This is a genomic window from Psychrobacillus sp. FSL K6-1267 (assembly GCF_038003265.1).
Lineage (GTDB): Bacteria > Bacillota > Bacilli > Bacillales_A > Planococcaceae > Psychrobacillus > Psychrobacillus faecigallinarum.
This window is the reverse complement of sequence record NZ_JBBOOR010000001.1, coordinates 1,607,106-1,624,921: the sequence shown is the minus strand read 5'-3', so window position 1 is coordinate 1,624,921 and position 17,816 is coordinate 1,607,106. Positions and strand designations below refer to the sequence as shown.

At 32.4% G+C, this 17,816-nt stretch carries 17 protein-coding genes, 1 pseudogene and 1 riboswitch; of the genes and pseudogenes, 6 read left to right on the top strand and 12 right to left on the bottom strand.

The window, feature by feature from the left end:
* Positions 1-213: 213 nt before the first annotated feature.
* The 8 genes and pseudogenes from MHB55_RS07950 to MHB55_RS22260 form a co-directional block, all read right to left on the bottom strand.
* Positions 214-561, bottom strand: a complete 348-nt coding sequence (locus MHB55_RS07950; protein ID WP_340862950.1) for a hypothetical protein — start codon at positions 559-561, stop codon at positions 214-216.
* A gap of 131 nt (positions 562-692) precedes the next feature.
* The gene (locus MHB55_RS07945) at positions 693-2,351 is read right to left on the bottom strand and encodes a T7SS effector LXG polymorphic toxin (protein WP_340862949.1); all 1,659 of its coding nucleotides are present in this window, start codon (positions 2,349-2,351) and stop codon (positions 693-695) included.
* A 443-nt stretch (positions 2,352-2,794) separates the two neighbouring features.
* Positions 2,795-3,112 (bottom strand): hypothetical protein, encoded by a 318-nt coding sequence (locus MHB55_RS07940; RefSeq protein ID WP_340862948.1) that lies wholly within the window; start codon positions 3,110-3,112, stop codon positions 2,795-2,797.
* Positions 3,113-3,330: 218 nt separating this feature from the next.
* Complete coding sequence (locus MHB55_RS07935) at positions 3,331-3,942, bottom strand: pentapeptide repeat-containing protein (protein WP_191696309.1); 612 nt, start codon at positions 3,940-3,942, stop codon at positions 3,331-3,333.
* A gap of 616 nt (positions 3,943-4,558) precedes the next feature.
* The gene (locus tag MHB55_RS07930) at positions 4,559-5,488 is read right to left on the bottom strand and encodes a DNA/RNA non-specific endonuclease (RefSeq protein WP_340862947.1); all 930 of its coding nucleotides are present in this window, start codon (positions 5,486-5,488) and stop codon (positions 4,559-4,561) included.
* Positions 5,489-5,818: 330 nt separating this feature from the next.
* Complete coding sequence (locus tag MHB55_RS07925) at positions 5,819-6,388, bottom strand: SF0329 family protein (RefSeq protein WP_340862946.1); 570 nt, start codon at positions 6,386-6,388, stop codon at positions 5,819-5,821.
* Between the two features lie 256 nt (positions 6,389-6,644).
* Positions 6,645-7,940, bottom strand: a complete 1,296-nt coding sequence (locus tag MHB55_RS07920; protein ID WP_340862945.1) for an NCS2 family permease — start codon at positions 7,938-7,940, stop codon at positions 6,645-6,647.
* Between the two features lie 154 nt (positions 7,941-8,094).
* Positions 8,095-8,196: riboswitch (purine riboswitch) on the bottom strand.
* 138 nt (positions 8,197-8,334) lie between these two features.
* Positions 8,335-8,472, bottom strand: a pseudogene (locus MHB55_RS22260) (DUF1963 domain-containing protein); the annotation flags it as partial.
* 139 nt (positions 8,473-8,611) lie between these two features.
* Between MHB55_RS22260 and MHB55_RS07915 the strand changes: the two are divergent.
* The 3 genes from MHB55_RS07915 to MHB55_RS07905 all read left to right on the top strand — a co-directional run bounded on the left by MHB55_RS07915 (position 8,612) and on the right by MHB55_RS07905 (position 11,317).
* A complete protein-coding gene (locus tag MHB55_RS07915) occupies positions 8,612-9,064 on the top strand; it encodes a hypothetical protein (RefSeq protein ID WP_340862944.1) in 453 nt (150 codons plus the stop codon).
* Between the two features lie 359 nt (positions 9,065-9,423).
* Positions 9,424-10,026 carry a TetR family transcriptional regulator gene (locus MHB55_RS07910; protein WP_144538208.1) on the top strand — a complete coding sequence of 201 codons (603 nt, stop codon included), beginning with the start codon at positions 9,424-9,426 and terminating at the stop codon, positions 10,024-10,026.
* Between the two features lie 58 nt (positions 10,027-10,084).
* The gene (locus tag MHB55_RS07905) at positions 10,085-11,317 is read left to right on the top strand and encodes an MFS transporter (protein ID WP_340862943.1); all 1,233 of its coding nucleotides are present in this window, start codon (positions 10,085-10,087) and stop codon (positions 11,315-11,317) included.
* A gap of 312 nt (positions 11,318-11,629) precedes the next feature.
* Here MHB55_RS07905 and MHB55_RS07900 read toward each other — a convergent pair whose 3' ends face one another.
* Together MHB55_RS07900 and MHB55_RS07895 are read right to left on the bottom strand one after the other, a co-directional pair.
* A complete protein-coding gene (locus MHB55_RS07900; RefSeq protein ID WP_340862942.1) occupies positions 11,630-12,280 on the bottom strand; it encodes a FusB/FusC family EF-G-binding protein in 651 nt (216 codons plus the stop codon).
* A 129-nt stretch (positions 12,281-12,409) separates the two neighbouring features.
* Positions 12,410-12,679: a CD3324 family protein gene (locus MHB55_RS07895; RefSeq protein WP_154311023.1), complete on the bottom strand. Its 270-nt coding sequence runs from the start codon at positions 12,677-12,679 to the stop codon at positions 12,410-12,412.
* 435 nt (positions 12,680-13,114) lie between these two features.
* Here MHB55_RS07895 and MHB55_RS07890 point away from each other — a divergent pair, with 435 nt between their 5' ends.
* A complete protein-coding gene (locus MHB55_RS07890) occupies positions 13,115-13,546 on the top strand; it encodes a hypothetical protein (RefSeq protein ID WP_340862941.1) in 432 nt (143 codons plus the stop codon).
* Positions 13,547-13,639: 93 nt separating this feature from the next.
* Positions 13,640-14,059, top strand: a complete 420-nt coding sequence (locus tag MHB55_RS07885; RefSeq protein WP_340862940.1) for a hypothetical protein — start codon at positions 13,640-13,642, stop codon at positions 14,057-14,059.
* 1,484 nt (positions 14,060-15,543) lie between these two features.
* Here the strand turns inward: MHB55_RS07885 and MHB55_RS07880 are convergent.
* Positions 15,544-15,984, bottom strand: coding sequence for a hypothetical protein (locus MHB55_RS07880; RefSeq protein ID WP_144538199.1), 441 nt, complete (start codon positions 15,982-15,984; stop codon positions 15,544-15,546).
* Positions 15,985-16,159: 175 nt separating this feature from the next.
* Positions 16,160-16,642, bottom strand: a complete 483-nt coding sequence (locus MHB55_RS07875; RefSeq protein ID WP_340862939.1) for a hypothetical protein — start codon at positions 16,640-16,642, stop codon at positions 16,160-16,162.
* A gap of 353 nt (positions 16,643-16,995) precedes the next feature.
* Between MHB55_RS07875 and MHB55_RS07870 the strand changes: the two genes are divergently transcribed.
* Complete coding sequence (locus MHB55_RS07870; protein WP_340862938.1) at positions 16,996-17,535, top strand: GNAT family N-acetyltransferase; 540 nt, start codon at positions 16,996-16,998, stop codon at positions 17,533-17,535.
* Positions 17,536-17,816: the final 281 nt, after the last annotated feature.

Genomic DNA, 17,816 nt, shown 5'->3' with positions numbered 1-17,816 from the left:
AATTTCTATTTATATCTAATGTATGGTGTTATACAAATAAATACTAACGTAAGACTGAAGACAAAGATTTATAATTTGCCCCTGGACTGAAGAAAATAAAATTAGATAAAAAATCATCTTACCTAATATAGTCTCTAAGAGGTAAGATGATTTTTAACATTATTATACAGTATTATATATTCAAACTATGTTTCACTTTAACCAATAAATCTGTTAACTGAGTATTTGCTGGATTTTTTCCCACTTCTTTTTTACATTTTCTTCCAAATAATAATAAAACGTTTTAAAATCTAAATAAGCCATTTGTTCAATTTCAACCGCTGGATAACCTATTTCTATCAAAACATGTTTTTCGTCTAAAGGTCTAGGTAGTTGTGCAATATCATATTCATCTAAATCAGATTGAAAAAAAGCAAATACTATCTCTTGTCCATAACCTTCTCTTTCGGCAAAGCTTTCTAATGCCTTTTCTAGATACTTTCCATTTATGAAATCAAAATATGTTAACATTAATTTATCAATTTCAGCTTTACTTTCATTTACATGATTTTCTCTACACATTTTCGTACTCCAATCAAATAATATTTTTAGTTAATCAATAACGGGGAAAAAGTTTGTTATTTCACCAGCCTCATTAAGATACCCTCTATATTTTAAACCGTTTGAAGCAGTTCCCTCCACAAGTCTCCCATTTACTTGTCCGTTCTGCATCGCTCCTGGCCCCATTGATAAATTTTCTCATCACTAATCTTAGAGGGGTCATAGACTGTTTTAGGTTCCTTAATATTTTTATACGATACTGGTTCGGCAATATTACCCGAAATATCTTTTCTAGGTATTTTATACTCAACCTCAAAAATACCTTCAATTGTTGGATGTGCTTTTTTAGATACAATTAAATCATCTGGTTTAAAACCTTGATTTTTCAAAGCTTTATTAAATTCATCCATATTAGGGCCACCAACAACACCTTTTTTTGTATTCACATTTTCAACATTTTTTAGATGATTCTTTGCATTGTCAACAAAATTAAACTTATTAGTCTCACCTACAATTGCATTTTCAGATAAGTTTTTACCTTCATCTCTTACCCTACCATCCCCTGCACCATTCCCAGGTGTCTTAACAGGGGACGCCGTGGATGTTGCCCATTTGAGTCCAAGTAAGCTTCCTACAAATCCAAAGCTATTTTGCCAATGTTCTTTGGACAAAGGATCATCTGGTAAGATTGCTTCTTTGACCATTCCACTAAAACCAAATGTAGCATAATTTAAAAAGTCCAGTTTCGTGTCGAACATCTTGGCACTTCTTTCATTGGATCCTGACACAATACTATCTGAAAGCCCAAAAGTCCAAAAGTTTATAAAATCATATGGAGAATCTAGTGCCTTTTCACGTCGTATACCTACCCCATTCCAGAAGTCTTCAGCAATGCCCTTGAAACTGTGGAAGGATTTTACGAATAGATTTTGATCAATATTTTCTTGTTCCGTCCCATTGCCCTCTGGTCTAGCACATGATAAGGCAATCATATCAGTTGCCACAAAAGGATGGTGGATGTTAATTAAACCACCATAGCCAAATCGTATGGGACCATTACCAGCTATAAATGCCTGGAGCATAGTGGTCAACTGATTTTCTCTATTTAACATGGAGGAAAGTTGAGAAATTGGAGATGTACGATAAGCCAATTCTGTCTTCAAATTATTCTTAGCAGTCAATACTCCCCAATTATCTGCTTGGAAATGAACATCCGTTAGCCCGCTATTAAACATTCTTTCTAAATCAGAGAGCCATGTTTCCATTGTCCGAATATCCTGTTCCATGGTGTTTAAAGCAGTCGTCTGTGTTGCGTCAAATTCATACAGTTGCGAGAGGGTATCATCACGTTTTCTCTTAGAACTAATAACCCCCTCCTGCACTGTACTATCATCTAGATGGGGCAGAGCTACAATGTCACTCACCTGATCCATGATACTGTTTGCTTCGTCTGTTAGACTGGCGGTAAGTTGGCCAATAAGAGTCAATCCCTGCTCCAGTTCACCCTCTAAGAATTCTTCTAATATGTAACCTGATAGGTCTGGTTCAAGAGAGTGAAGAGCTTTGCCAATTTGATAAAGTACTTGTTGAGCATCGTAGGAAAACAATTGAAAAAACTGAAGAAATGGTAAATGGCATTCCTCATAAAAGGAGCGAATGCCACCTCCTCCTTCTCCTTTTAATTGATCCTCCATCTGAACTAGTCCTTCGACTCCACGTTGGATTGTTTCTATTTCAGTATTTAATCTTTCTAATTTTTTAATGTTACGCTGTAGCCCATCTTGTAATAAATCTACATCCAATACCTTCATAGGCTTGTCCTAATCACATGTTTAGAAAAACTCATTTCATTATATCCTTTAGTATACAATAATGCCCCATAGGTGAACATTCTTCTCCCCCTCTAGCAAACTATCAATAGTTATAATATTCCATTTTCGCACGAAGAGGTAAAGGGATAAGTTAAAATAATCGCGAAATTAAACCTTACGTATTAGTATACATAAAATATCCTGATACTCTTTCACTACTGACGAAATAAAACAACGGTTAAATAGCTAGAGACGAATATAAAATTTCATTACTATTATCATTACTAAATCGTCTTTGATTGAGGGTACTTTCTATTTATGAAATGTTGGAGTCTAATGAATGTATTAGGGCTTTACATATTTTACTTAACTAATATGTAATGTTCTTTTTTTCTAATCATTGATGCTACTGATTATCGGTAAAATATCAAAATAAGCCTATATTAAAGTAATTCTACTCCAATTTGTTTATGTAATTTAACTTTTATTCTCTCTTCTTCACCCACATACATTACAAAAGCTTTATCATCTTTTTTAATACTTGTTACATTATTAAAATCACCTGTAAATACTATAGAATCATTAAATGTAATGCTTAAACTACTCGTTTGTTTATATACATCTAAAGTTAAAATTAACTTGAAATTTTGTTCATCCCTGTAAGTATAAATTAATTCTCCATCATCTATATTGCCCGTTATACTGACTGGCTCACTTTGAAAAAGCTCTACTAGATCATATTCATCATACTTTATAAACATTTGTATTCACCCTTTTATTAATTATTTGGGTATAACAGTGATCACATCGCCTTCTTGATTTACAATAACTTTGTCTTGTGTTTAGTTATCGGCTAGATGGTGCAGAGCTACAATGTCAATCACCTATCCATGATACTATTTGCTACGTCTGTTAGACTAGCGGTAAGTTGGACAATAAGTGTCAATTCCTGCTCCGCACATATTGCTTTCCTTAAATTTTACTCATTGTTCATACTTTTATTTCGCAACCATATCCTAGCTTTTTCATCCGTTAGAATTATTGGATGTTCTGGGCTTCCTATATTGATACTTTTTATAAAAGCCTCTTCTATTCCACGAATTCCAGTTAATATAGCTCCGTTTAGCAATACGCTTTCAAACGTTGCTAATCTTATATCCGCATTTAATAAAACTGCATTACGAAAATCCGTTTCGTCAAAAAGCCCTGCTACTAAATTAGCGTCTGACAGATCTGCTTTAATAAACACTGTTTTAATACATTCACTATCAGCAAGTCTAGCAGCTTTAATATTGGCATTTGTGAAGTCTGCATACGAGACATTAGATTTACCAAAATCTGCTCCCTCTAAATTTGTAGATATAAAAGTTGATGAACATAGTGAAGATGATGAGAGATCCTTGTTATTTAAATCTATGCCATCAAAGATACAATCTGTTATATTTGCTTGGTCTAGCGGGTAATGGGACAAATTCATACTCCGTAAATCAACCTCATCTATACCCAGTTTCTCTCCTAGTTCCCCAAGAGTTTCAATCCAAATTTGGTGCCATTCTAATTGAATGGTAATTTCTTTTATATCAGGTTTCATGCTTTACCCTCTCCAGATGATTTCCGACCCACATTCTAAATCCCTATTAATTTGGTTCAAAAGATTTTAAGAAAAAAACTTGAAAATATATAACCACTCAATGTCAATAGTAACTCTACTTGATCCAATATGTAGGTGTTTAGTCGACACTCCTATTATAAAAACCATGAGAAATTTCCCCATGTTTTAAACTTAGTTAAAGTTTCTTAAGTTTAGAGCTCCATAAATGATTATAAGTTATGATTTCATTTTAATAAAACCCTCTGCATCTAAGCATTTTTGACATTGAAAGATGGCCATGCTTTGCTAGAGTACCCATTACTTTATAATTTTTTTTTCACAAAGTCGAATGTTAATTGCTAATTTAGAGTGAACAATGGAACAGTATCTAATCTTTATTGAATATATAAAGCACTTCATTCGCTTAATAATTTCTATGCGAAGTTTCTATCCAAAAACAGAAGTAGAAAAATACCTGCACTTTTGCTTAAATCTTCTGTGTTCAATAAAGAAAGCCATTTCTATAAAATTTAACACTTAGGGCACTTATAAAAATATAGTGCTCTTTTATATTTTTACATTAAAACACATGAGTCACTATTTTAGCTCTAAGAACTTACTCACCTACCATACCGTCCTTATCATTATCATGCATATATGGGTATAACCAATGATCACTGGTGATTGGCATACTAAACCCTGCTGCTTTTGCTTCTTTAATGGTTACCTGTCCATTACCGTTTGTATCCACACTGGTAATATCTTCGTTTGTGTTGGAACTGGTTGAATTGGAAGGTTCACTCTCTGTTAAACCAAGGGATGCATTTACTTCATCAGGGTTCACATTGTCAAATGTATCAACGATCTTGTTACCCATTATCGTATAGGTATACTGATAGCTTGAGGGAATCTGCGTTTCTGTATTAGGATATGTGATAATTGCTACAAAATTAGTAGCTCCACCCGCTTTACGAATGGCATCTTCCATATACGCTTGATCACCATGTCGGTTAAGTGTACTTTCTTGTGGGGTAATATTATAAGCATTGGATACCCCTCCGAGAGAATCAGCAATGATATGTCCTTCATCTAAAAAGTCACGTTCGACACCCGGCACCTTAGCCTCATCAGAGTAGTATCTGCCAGACGATAATACAGGCTCGGTACTGTCATCTTGTAGAGTGATTTCTTCAGCAATGACACGTACTAGCTGCCCGTGTTCATTCGTAAATGCCCAATATTTACGTTCCCCGTAACCAATGTCAACGACCACGTTAGATTCACGATGTCCGGACAAATCCCCCCCATCAACTTCGATAAGTTTGTATCCTGAAAAAAGATTCTCTTTTGGTTGTGTTGATATTTCTTCAATTACTGGTTCCACAACAGTAGGGGTAGTTTCTTCTTTTTCACTATTTATATTTGATTCTGTGGGTATGTCTTGAGGAATTGTTACATCTGAAATGGCTGCGTCTTCTACGTTTGTACAACCAACCATTAAGATGGCCGTTAAAAGTATAATTAAATATTTCATTTTCTTTTTCACTTTAGGACTCTCCTATTATAGTTTCATATTGTTCATTCTAAAAATTTCGGAACTAGTATAGACTAACATTATTGTTAGCCTATTGATAATAGTAAATTTTAAGATTTACTGTATTTCAGCAGGTAGTTTGTCTGAAATGTGCAGAAGCCCATAAGTGAAATAAGGTTTTACTAAGTTCGTAGTCGATATTCGGAGCTTAAACCATAGTACGACGCAAAAACATTAAAGAGTTTCTTACTCAATAAGGTAAGAAACTCTTTAATGTAAGCATATTTTTCTTGGTTTTGGTTTATTCCATTTGATTGTGGCATACTTTCACGTTATTTATTATCATAACGTACTGAGCCGTAGTTTATAAAAATACTGCACAATTGGATGTTTTAACTTCATCTTCTCCGACATGTTTAAAATTCGTTTTTTGCCAAGCCGTCTGTCTACCAAAGCAAGAACATTCAATAATATATCATTACTCTCTATGCTTTCCTCTATAGGAGTGGATAAAAACTTATTAGATACAATTACAAAATTTGATTTGCTTAATGATGACTGCGCTGACAAAACTTCCTTTGCATATTCTGATAATTTTCTACCCCTTGCAATTACTTGTAAACGATCTTCTGGAATTATACCATTGCTTTCTTTTTTTACCGCTTCAATTTCCTCAATGTTGATAGGTATTTGGATAGTTGAATCATTTTTAATTTCCTGCTCAGTCAGATACCATTTGATTATGTTAGTTTTATCACTCATATTCAGTACATTCTTTCTATCTACCGTAATATAACAAAGTCCGGATTTATCAGGTAAATAACGGTAGCTGCTTGCACTGTATTCTACCCTTCCATATAATGCAGGACAGAGATAACTCTCCAATTTTTTCTTCAATTTGCTCCAGCTCATGTGATTCTCCTTAATCTTTAAATTGTAAATATTTATCGAGGCATTAGTTTTAGTATTTATAATACAATAACATCTATTCTACTAAATACAAGGTTTAAGTGTGACTAGAGTTCGTGATGTATCGAAAGTAGTGTGTGAGCAAAATATGGACGCTATGTTCATATAATAAAAAAGACATAAATTAGCTGAACTAATCTATGTCTCTTTTAATTTAATTACCCAGATACTGTATTCTCACAGTCCTCTAATTCTCTTCCTATACGATAAAAGCAAAGTATAAAATGAATAATAAACAAAGTATATACATAATTGGATGAACTTCTTTATAACGCTTTTGTGCTACTAAACAAATTGGATAAAGAACAAAACCCAATCCGATTCCAATTGCCACACTAGAAGTAAGAGGCATCATAATAATTGTTAAAAATGATGGAATGACAACTTCTAATTTAGTCCAGTTTATTTTACTGATCTCCATTGCCATTAATGCGCCTACAATAATTAATGCAGCTGCTGTAACCTCGACTGAAATAACTGCAACTAGTGGTGAAAAGAATAAAGCAATTACAAAACAAGCTGCAATCACGACAGACGTAAAGCCTGTTCTTCCTCCGACAGCAATACCAGCGGAAGATTCAACACTCGTTGCAGGTGTCGATGTACCTAAAATAGCACCAATCGCTCCAGCTGTTGAATCGGCAAGTAGACCTTTTCCGATATTTGGAATCGTGTTACCTTTCATCATTCCTGCTTGACTAGTAAGTGCAATTAATGCGCCAGCTGTATCAAAAAAGGCAACGATTAAAAAAGTGAAAATAACTGTCAGTATTTCTGGTGTAAAAATCTCATCTAAATGATAAAATACAACACCAAATGTCGGTTTAATGCTCGGTATACTTCCAACAATGGATGAAGGAACATCAATTAATCCAAAAATCATACCAATAATCGTTGTAATGACCATCCCGTAGAAAATTCCGCCCCTTATTCCACGAACTAACATAACAATAGTAAGGATAAGACTAATAATTGCTAGTAGGGTCATTGGCGAAGTTAAATCTCCGATGGAAACAAATGTATCTGGATTGCCAGTAATAATTCCTCCATTTTTCAGCCCAATAAATGTGATGAAGAAGCCTATTCCAGAAGCTATTGCATATTTTAAATCCAGTGGAATGATATTGATAATTTTCTCACGGATTTTCATTAAACTTAATAGCATAAAAATGATTCCTGCAACAAAGACACCCGTCAAAGCGACTTGCCATTCTATTCCCATCCCAATACAGACAGAAAAAGTGAAAAATGAATTCAATCCCATACTAGGTGCAATTGCGATTGGGTAGTTAGCAAGTAGACCCATAAGTAGTGTTCCGATGATTGCAGTAAGAGCAGTTGCCGTGAATACAGCTCCACTATCCATCCCAGATTGACTTAGAATAATAGGATTTACGACTAATATATAAGCGATAGATAGGAAGGTCGTTATCCCTGCGAGTGATTCCTGCTTATAGGAAGTGTTCCGTTCTGTAAATTTAAAAAAGTTTCTCATGTTGTAATCTCCTATTTCCTATAATTAAGAATTGAAAGGGAATGACTCTGAATTTAGTTTTCCAACCAAATCATTTTATTATCCTCTTAATATAAAAAAAGCTTTGACCACTAATTGGCCAAAGCTTTTCTACAAAAAATGGAATAAAAAACATCATTAATTTCCCATTCCTTGTAGACAAGCTATTTATTGGTAGCTGGTAGAAACTTTCAAGCCGTATTCTTGAAATTATACAAGGTATATCTATTCTTTTAAAAACATTAGGAGAATGATAACAAGTTTAATTTAAACCGTCAATAGTATAAATTGGAATAATTTTTTAGCAACAGATGTAAAAGAATTCTAAAAAGAGCAAAAATATTAGAAGACACTAGATCTACATATATGTATCTCTTTAGCCTGCATCTGACTTTAGCCTACTAAAGTCAAAATTATTTAGTCGTTCTTTTTCAATGAATATCATTAATTTATCGCCGTCATGCCAACACCACTCAAGACTTTCATCTGAATCAACTGTTAATAGTGGGATCCATTCTGACCCAGATGTTGGATTATATGCTAGTGTATAATTTTATTATTAAGCTAATGGCAAGATTATGGAGCATCTCTAAAGGGAATCAGCGGATATTGAATGGTACATTAAGTAACTTAAAAATATGAGGTGGGATTGGATGGAGAATAATTTTTTTATCTATGTAAATTTTTCAGAAGAAAATGGCACGCAAGATTATAAATATTGGTTTTCTTTCATTAAATATTTTATAAAATCTGCAGACTCTATAGAATTTCATTTATGGAACGAAGAAGTCGAAACTATTAAAGAGTTAAGTTTGAAAACGGATCTAAAAAAAATTTGTTTAGACCGTTTAAAAATGGTTAGTTTTGTTGGGGACATAAATCAAAACCTAATTAACTATATTTTAGAAGAAAGTTTAAATAATCACGGAGAAGTAAAATGGTTTTCGATCTTTCTAAAATTTAAGGGCAATTTATTCTTTGAATCTTCACATTGGGGTTCTGAAATTAATATAGAGAATCCTAATGAAAATGAAATTAAAATGATTAAAAGTGTGTTGCCAAAGAATGCAACATTTCATCATTTTAATAATAATGAGAGTGGATAGAAATTATTCTGTTTATATCACCAGACCCTATGTCTATTAAAACAATAAATCACCTCTATTTACTCTTGAAGTACAATCATTAACCACTCTAGTGATTTACTTGATGGTTAATTAAACTTTTTATTCAACTAACCCATTACTTGAATACTTTTCTTATATTAACTACTTCGATGTCCTTTCAAATTCACCTTCTTGTTGAACTAAACTGTTCCTTCCGTTCAGTATGAAAATGGGTACTAAGAAATATTCCAATCCAAGTACCTTTGTTAAAATTTGCAATAAAATACTTTACATCTATTAAAAAGAGAGATATTATTAACAACAGACGATTGATTAATCATTCATTAAGGAGGAGTATAATGCCTTTATCAGAAAAACAAATACTGAATATGCAGACTAGAAGACAAATAATATTAGATTCCGCTACTTACCTTTTTGCAACGGAAGGATATGAAGGAACAACTATAAAAAAAGTTGCTGAGGCTGCAAAGGTTAGCTTTGGCAGTGTGTTTACTTATTTTAAAGATAAGGAAGAGCTCTTTTATACTGTTGTTGTAGAACCTCTCGAGGAATTATCAAACCAAGTATTAGCATTTAATCCAGATGCAAAAGACCTTTTAAATGAATTAGAAAATATGATAAAAACTCATATTAGACTCTATGCAGGTATCAATAACTATCTTGGATTGGTTGTTCAGGTTGTTGGTCAGCATCAGCGATTCCCTAGAGTATTTGAGAAACTAGATGTCTTTCATGATGAATTTAAAGCAAAAGTCATTCTATTAATCAAAAACGGGCAAAAGAATAATTTATTTATACAACAAGATCCATCTATAGTCGCTACTCTTTACACTAGTCTTTTGATCGGTATTCGTCTAAATACAACAGACAATGAATCTAGTATTATGTGGGATCGCTTTATACCCTCAACAATTCATCTATTTGGAGTTAATTCCAAATAGATTCTTTTTAACAAAATAACGATTGATTAATCAATCAATAATAAAGGAGATAAAAAAAATGAGCTTCAATAAATTTCATCCGACAATTCGCATTCGTTTACTTCTATTATTTATTACATCTATAGCTACCATGGCTGTGATACCTTATTTGATAATTTATCTTTCTCATCAGGTAGGTACCTTGGTTACTGGTATATTATTTTTATTTGTTATGCTGGCTAATGTAATTGGATCACTGATGGGTGGATTCATTTCCGACAGAATTGGTCGAAAAAAAGTTATTCTCTCTGCAGAACTTATAATTTTTTTAGGATTTATAGGTGTTGCATTTGCCAATTCACCTTGGTATTTATCCCCCTATGTCACCTTTGTGTTTTTTCTATTTATTCAATTTAGCTCTGGATCGTCTTTGCCAGTATATCAAGCCTTAATCATCGATATAACCTCTCCTGAAGATCGAAGAACTGTTTATACATATTCTTATTGGATTCGTAATACTGCTATTGCTATTGGTAGTTTAATAGGCGCATTTTTATTTTTTGATTATCCATTTTATTTATTTTTGGGAGTAGCACTATGTACTTTAATTTCGGTTTTCATCACCTTTTTGTTTATACAGGAAACTTATACCCCTAACATAGAAGCGAACAATGAGAAAACTAATTCTAGTGTTAAAAGCATTATTCATTCCTATAGAATTATATTTTCTCAACGGGCCTTCACCATTTTTTCCATCGCTAGCCTTTTTATAATCTCCGTGGAAGAGCAATTGACAAATTATATAGGCGTTCGACTTACCAAAGAAATTAACAATCCAGTCCCTTTTTTTATTAACCTTTCATGGGAAATTGATGGAGCGAATCTTTTAGGATTATTAAAAGCAGAAAACACCCTTCTTGTTGTATTTTTGACAGTCATTATCGGTAGAGTCATGCAAAAGTTCAAGGATCGAAGTATTCTCCTCATAGGTCTTCTTTTCTTTTTTGTAGGATATGTTGTGATAAGCTTTAACACAACTCCCTATATACTAATATTAGCAATGCTACTTGCTTCCATTGGTGAAATAATGTATATGCCGATTAAACAAACTCTATTAGCTAATCTTGTACCAAACGAATCACGTAGTACTTATCTAGCATTTTATGAAATATCCTCCATTATCGGTATTAGTACAGCTGGAATCTTTATGATTATTAGTAGTTGGTTGCCTGCTATAGTTTTAACTTTAATGATGGGTATCATGGGAATAATAAGTATTACAATATTTTATAACTTAACGAAAGATCAGTAAAAAGTAGAGGATTTAAATGAATGCATGTCTTTTAATTAAAGGTTATTTTAAGGATAAAGGTTGATTGAAAATGCACAAAAAAAATGAGATGGAAAGCTTATCTCCAGTCTCATTCTATTAAACCTGTAGCAGTATCCCTTTTATTTAAATTTTAGGATTGTTCGAAATATAGAATCAATTTAATGCTCGGCTTCTTCACCATATAATGAACCTGTTTTATTATAATTTAGTAAGGTAAGTTATTTATTATTCTAAAATAAATAGACCATGAAATTACAAATTATAATTCATAGAATAGCTTTTCAAATCTATCTATTTTTTCAATGACTCTCGCAAAAACTCTTCCAAATAACTAACATCCGTAATATTTTTATTACATTCGGTACTATTCACACAAATTAAATTACCAATAGACTTATAATAATCTGGATTGTTGACCTTTTTCGCTTTTGTGATCGTAGAAAAATGTGTGACTTCTCCATGACAATGACAAATCGAGCAAATGTTTTTCTTTGTAGATGGTGAAAATGAACACTCGATTCCAACCAAATGGCTATCTAGCTCATACAATATATATTTTTTATTTGACCGACTATCGTTCCAGCTTAAATACGTTAAGCGATGTAAATCTATATTCGAAAGATCCGGGAGCTTTAATTTTTTACTTTTCGGAAATAGCTTTTTCAATTGTTGCTCGCTAATTGTTGGGAATGCCAATAAATAATTAGGTAATTGCTCCAGTGCCTGCTCATATGCTTCTACTGTTTTCAAACCTGAAAAATCCATTAGCTCTTTTTGCTCTGGGGTCAAAGCTGTCACACAGTTAGAGATTTTTTCATTGGATAACTCGTAAACTGAGGCTAGTACCCCCGGCGGTAAATGTTGCTTCGTACTATCCTTAATCCAGGCTACTTGCTTTCGAATAAAATTGAACTGCTCATTTTTTATAAATTTTTCTGTCATATTATATCGCTCCTACCCAGTTGATTATATCTATTTTAAAAGAAAAAAGACTTCACTAATAGACCAAGAATCGGTTAGAAACGTTTTATACATACAAACACCCCATGTAATAGCTACATGGGGTATACTTTATTTCTTATGTGAGTAAACAATTTTTTTTATCGTTTCATCGGAAAGATGATATTCCTGAGCTAATTGCTCGATTCGAATACCACTAGCAAAAGCATTTCGAATTGCTGTATTTCGGCTATCCAAACGCTGCCTGCTGCCGCTAATTGTTCCCCATTTTTGATAATCATTTTCCATCTTGGGGATATACAATGTCTCCCCCTGCACATATTTTTGAATTTCTACAATTAGTTTTTCAGGTAAGACCTGTTGTGCATTTACATACTTCAATTTTGCTCACTCCTTATTATAAATTGGAATAAGGGGCAAAGCCAATTGATTAGAAAAGCTTAGCGATAAGATGAAATTTCTCGCCCCACGCAAAGTATCGCCTTTCCAACTACTGGCTTTGCATGAGTATATGAAGCATCAGACAATCGTTTTAGATTCTCCAACTATAAGCACCACCTTTTAATTCTAACTAACTGTATTATAACCAAAATTAATTTCAACGCCAAAACAACATTACCGAATAGATGGTAGGAATGAATGTGTACCTAAGACCTAAGCTATCAAATCAAAGAAAAACATTCTACAATTTGTAACTTGTTCCCCCCCAAGAGCCCACTGTTACAGAATCAATAATTACCTTGCATTAAAAGATGACTATACAACCCTTCTTCCGTGTATTACCATTATGGTTAATATATACAAGGAGGTTTTTGTTTGAAAAAGTTATTAGTTTTATTAACAACATTATTATTAGCTGCTTGTGGTAAAGGAAGTGATGAACCTACTGCTATTGAATCTACTATTGTATCAATTACCAAAGAGGAATATAAAATATATGAAGATGAGGGTATTTACTTAATTAAAATATACGACAAAGATGCTGATGAAGGTTCGAAAAACGCTTTGTTAAAGGATACTGGGGAAATGTTAGCAGGATTATCCAAATTAGATGAAGTGAATACTGTAGAAATTAAATGGTATGCCCGACCCTTTACTGACCAATCCGGCAGTAAACCTTTTGAACAAATATTAGCAATAAGATTTGAAGCTGATACTTTCACAGAGGTTGATTGGGAAAATTATAAAACCTTGGATTTAGAAACAATTGCAAGCAGGTATGAACAGAATGAAACATTGAAGGATTAATAAAAATAATATAACCACTTTCCATCACTGGTTGGTGTTTTTCAAAAGATTTTGAAAAGGTTGTGGTAAAAAAATTAAAGGAGTTGGAGATGTTTGAAGCGAATATTATTACTAATTTTAATGGTTTGCTGCATTATAACTGGATGCGGGGAGAATAAAGTAACTATTTCAGAAATTAATTTAGAAAACGCTAATGACAATGTGAAAAACTTTATTGAGATTGTAGATTATGATGAAAAAGGTACAGGAACTGGTATTTATATATACAACGATTCTAAAAATAAACGCTTTTTGTATCTTAATCAAGATTTCTTGGATGATGGAAAAGGTTTTGGAGAAATAGATATCAAAACGGACGAAAATTCGATAAACATTTACCTGAACGACAGTTCTATTTCTGAAGAGGAAGCAGACACATATAAGTTTTACAAATTAAATTTCAAAGGGGACTATGAGTACCTGAAAGTTTTTAAAAATGGTGAGGAAACCCATTTTGAAGGAATGGGTGTTTAGTGGTTATTCTGTACTTGGGCATGATTGTTTAATATGAGCAGTTATAATTTAAAAATTCCAAACTTCGCGAAGTGGTTTTACATCTAGATAAAAGCTATCATGTCCAGTCTATCTTAATTTTTCAATTGAAGTTAAGGAGATTATTTCAGTTAATCCCAATTTATCTGTTTCATTTACTAACTCTGTGAGATTATTTAGGCATCTCCTACAAATATATATTTAAATTTCATGTCTTTCTCAAATGACATATGAATTAATTCGTATCTATCACTGTATGGACTAGAAATAAAAATAGCTTATATCCATTCCATCTGTACCTATAATAAAATTCGCAATATACATGTAATTTGAAGCCAATTCAATTGGAAATGGTTGATTGTTTTGTGGAACACCAAAATCTATTGCATCATCTTTAATTTCAAATTCAACACTATATTCCCTCTTCAATTCTTCAAATTTGCCTTCTGAGATAAGTCGTATTATATTCCTAGCCTCACGATCAGTTTCCTGTAAGGTCGTTCTATAGTCAGTGGGTGGAACTAGTTTATATGTCTAAATCTCGTCTTTCAAATCCTTAATTGCTTTTTGTTGCTCTTGTATTACCTTTTGATTCTCATCAAGCTGTTCTCATATTTATTAGTTAATTGACCTATTTCCTCTTTATCTGAGTATCCTCCAACTACTAATAATTTAATAAATAGTAAGCACAATTTTTTCATTTAAATATCCCTCCTATAATGTTGACACATCAAATGAATTTACTTAATGATTTCATAAATTTTACGAAATACAACTTATTTTAAACAAAACTATAAGACTTCCTACTAGTACACAACTCACTAAATGAATAAAGTACGCCAACTTTTAAAATTAAAAATAGCACTGCTTGGACTTTGTAATTCATTGTCGAAAATAAAGATAAAAGCTTTTTGAAACATAATATCTTATAAAGGATTTAGCATTGTGGATATACAAATTCATCCCAAACGATTGGGCAAGGTTCTGCCGAATCTCTGCAACTTTGGAATCCTTTTGTGCAAGGTTTGAACTAATCTCCGCAAGGTTTACGCTCGTCTCCGCAAGGTCTGCAAGTTTCTACGGCTTCTCTGCAACATTGGATTCCTTTTGCGCAAGGTTAGAACCATCTTTGCAAGGTTTATCCTCGTCTCCGCAAGGTTTGAACTCATCTCTGAAAGGTTTACGCAATTCTTCGTTAGTTCACCAATACCTTAGAAGCTAGCAAGTATTGTAATAGTAAAGACGATGTAGGCTAACGATAAACTTACAATTATAGTATTAGTAGAAATACTAACTAAATTTACACATATTATTATCGCGAGTATTGGATTAAAAAAATTCCTAATTCTGCAAAGTGAATCACAACGTTCATTCCCTTCCATTTTCTTAAGGCACTAAAGCATCTTAATATTAATGCTGGTCATACTTAACAAAAGCACATCGATTTTAAGAAACTTCACAACTTTTTATTTAACATCAATATCAAAAACTAAAGTAGTTTCACCATTTTTCCATTTTCCTACTACTTCATATATATAGTAGCCTTCCTCTGTTGGAACCATCAATATATTCTCGTTTAATTTGACTTCCTCAATAAGCCCATTTTCATTCCACTGATGAACGGTGATATGAGATGCTTTATCTTCAAGTAAGATCTCTATTTTACTCTCCTTAGCGACAGCTAAAGTATCAAATTGATCTGCTGCCTCCATTGGAGAAAAAGGGTCCAATTTATTTATTTCTACCTCTTCATCCTTGTAATTATAGTATCCATGTATCAAATTATAGTGTTTATCATCAAATATTATTATTCCTTCTAAATACCTTGAACTTGCTTCATCTACCGCATTTTGAGTACATCCCATAAGAACTACCGACGCTAACAATAACAGAAAAAATCTTCTCATTTGAATTCTCCTAATTATTTATTTTCATTGTAGAAAAACATTTTACCTTCTTCAGCAAACACGACACATTATTTTAAATAGAAAATTATACCATTTATATTATTGTACATGAAAAAGTATATAAAAAAAGCCCCACCCACGTTTCAAGTGAGCAGGACTATTTGTTACTATCATTCTACTTCATTATTTCCGGGCCGAATTTGGACCAATCGTTATAACCTTTCCACTCATACTCTAACAATCCATTTTGGTCTATGCCAATAACATTTATAATAACAACAACTTTGTAAGGTTTTTTATAATACATATATGCTAAACTATCTACTTTTTTTTCACCATTATTAATACAATAATTCAAATATAAACTTACATCACTAAATTTTATCTCCTTACTACTCCCACTCAATTTTATAGTTTCCCCTGGTTTTAAGTCCTTTATTGTTCCTACTTCAATATCGTCAGTATATAAAAAATTAAGTTCAGGCAAAGTCTGATTACTCATATTATTTACCTCTATAGTAACTCCTCTATCATATTTTTTATACTCGTCTGGTGAATCATCATAAAAGAATAATAAATATATAAACATTAAAAATATAGATATTAAAAATATAGATATTACAGACATTATTAGTATTATTATTTTGTGGGATTTCAAAAAAACACCTCTTCTATTAAACACATTATATTATTAGTTTATATACGTAAGTAAATATTTTACATACTAACTCCATGCACAAATAAACTAATTTATTTACTTTATTTAATAAGATTGGTGGATCACGACTCTCTTTAAATACTCGTAGTCTGTCTTTGATTTACTTCATTCGCATTTTCTAGCTTTGTTATAGCAGCTAAAGATTTTAATTCTCCTATAAATAAATCAACTAAGCCAAACATTTAAGTGACTAATTCATAACAACTAAAAAATCTTATCAGTTAATTAGTCTTACTTCTTTTTCCATTATGGTATAATTTATTTTGTTTATTTCTTACAGAAAGGAAGATTAGATGTCAAAACCTTTAAATGTATATATACGTCCATTTATACTCTCAGATGCTGAAGAATTACTAAATTTAGAAAAGAGAAATCGAGCTTTTCAACAAAACTATTCTGTATCACTTCCAGAAAATTACTGGACTATAGAAACTCAAAAAGAATTAATTGAAAAATGGGCAGAAAATATAAAAAAGGATATCGGATATCAATTTGGTATATTTAAAATCGACGGTGATGTTCTTATTGGATCTATCTCATTATTTCAAGTTTTCCGTGGGCCACGTCAGAGCGCACTTTTGGGCTATTCCTTAGACCAAGAACATAATGGTAGAGGTTACACTACAGAAGCTACTAATCTGGTTATAGAACACGCTTTTGAAAAACTAAACTTACATCGAATAGAAGCTGGTGTAATGCCGGACAACATTGGTTCTATTCGTGTTTTAGAAAAAGCTGGTTTCCACAATGAAGGATTAGCAAAAAAAAGTGTTGAAATTAACGGAAGCTGGGAAGATCATCAAATGTTTGCAATACTAAATCCTAAACACTAGCATTTGTTATCTGAGTAAATAAGAGAAGCTCGCCTACGAATTTTTATTTATAATGATATTGAATATTATAAAGTCTCATTGTTTTACTGGACGTGGGGCAGTCTTTTCAGTTATTTCTATTACTTTAGTTTTTGAAGATAGTATTTTATCCTTAATCTAAGTTATTGCTCCAAAGTTTTCTACTGTTCTCTCTTTAGCATTGTCCTAAATTGTACTCCTCATCACCCAGGTGTAAGTCGTTTAGGACTTAATGCGTATTTGCAGTGCCCACCCTGAGATAC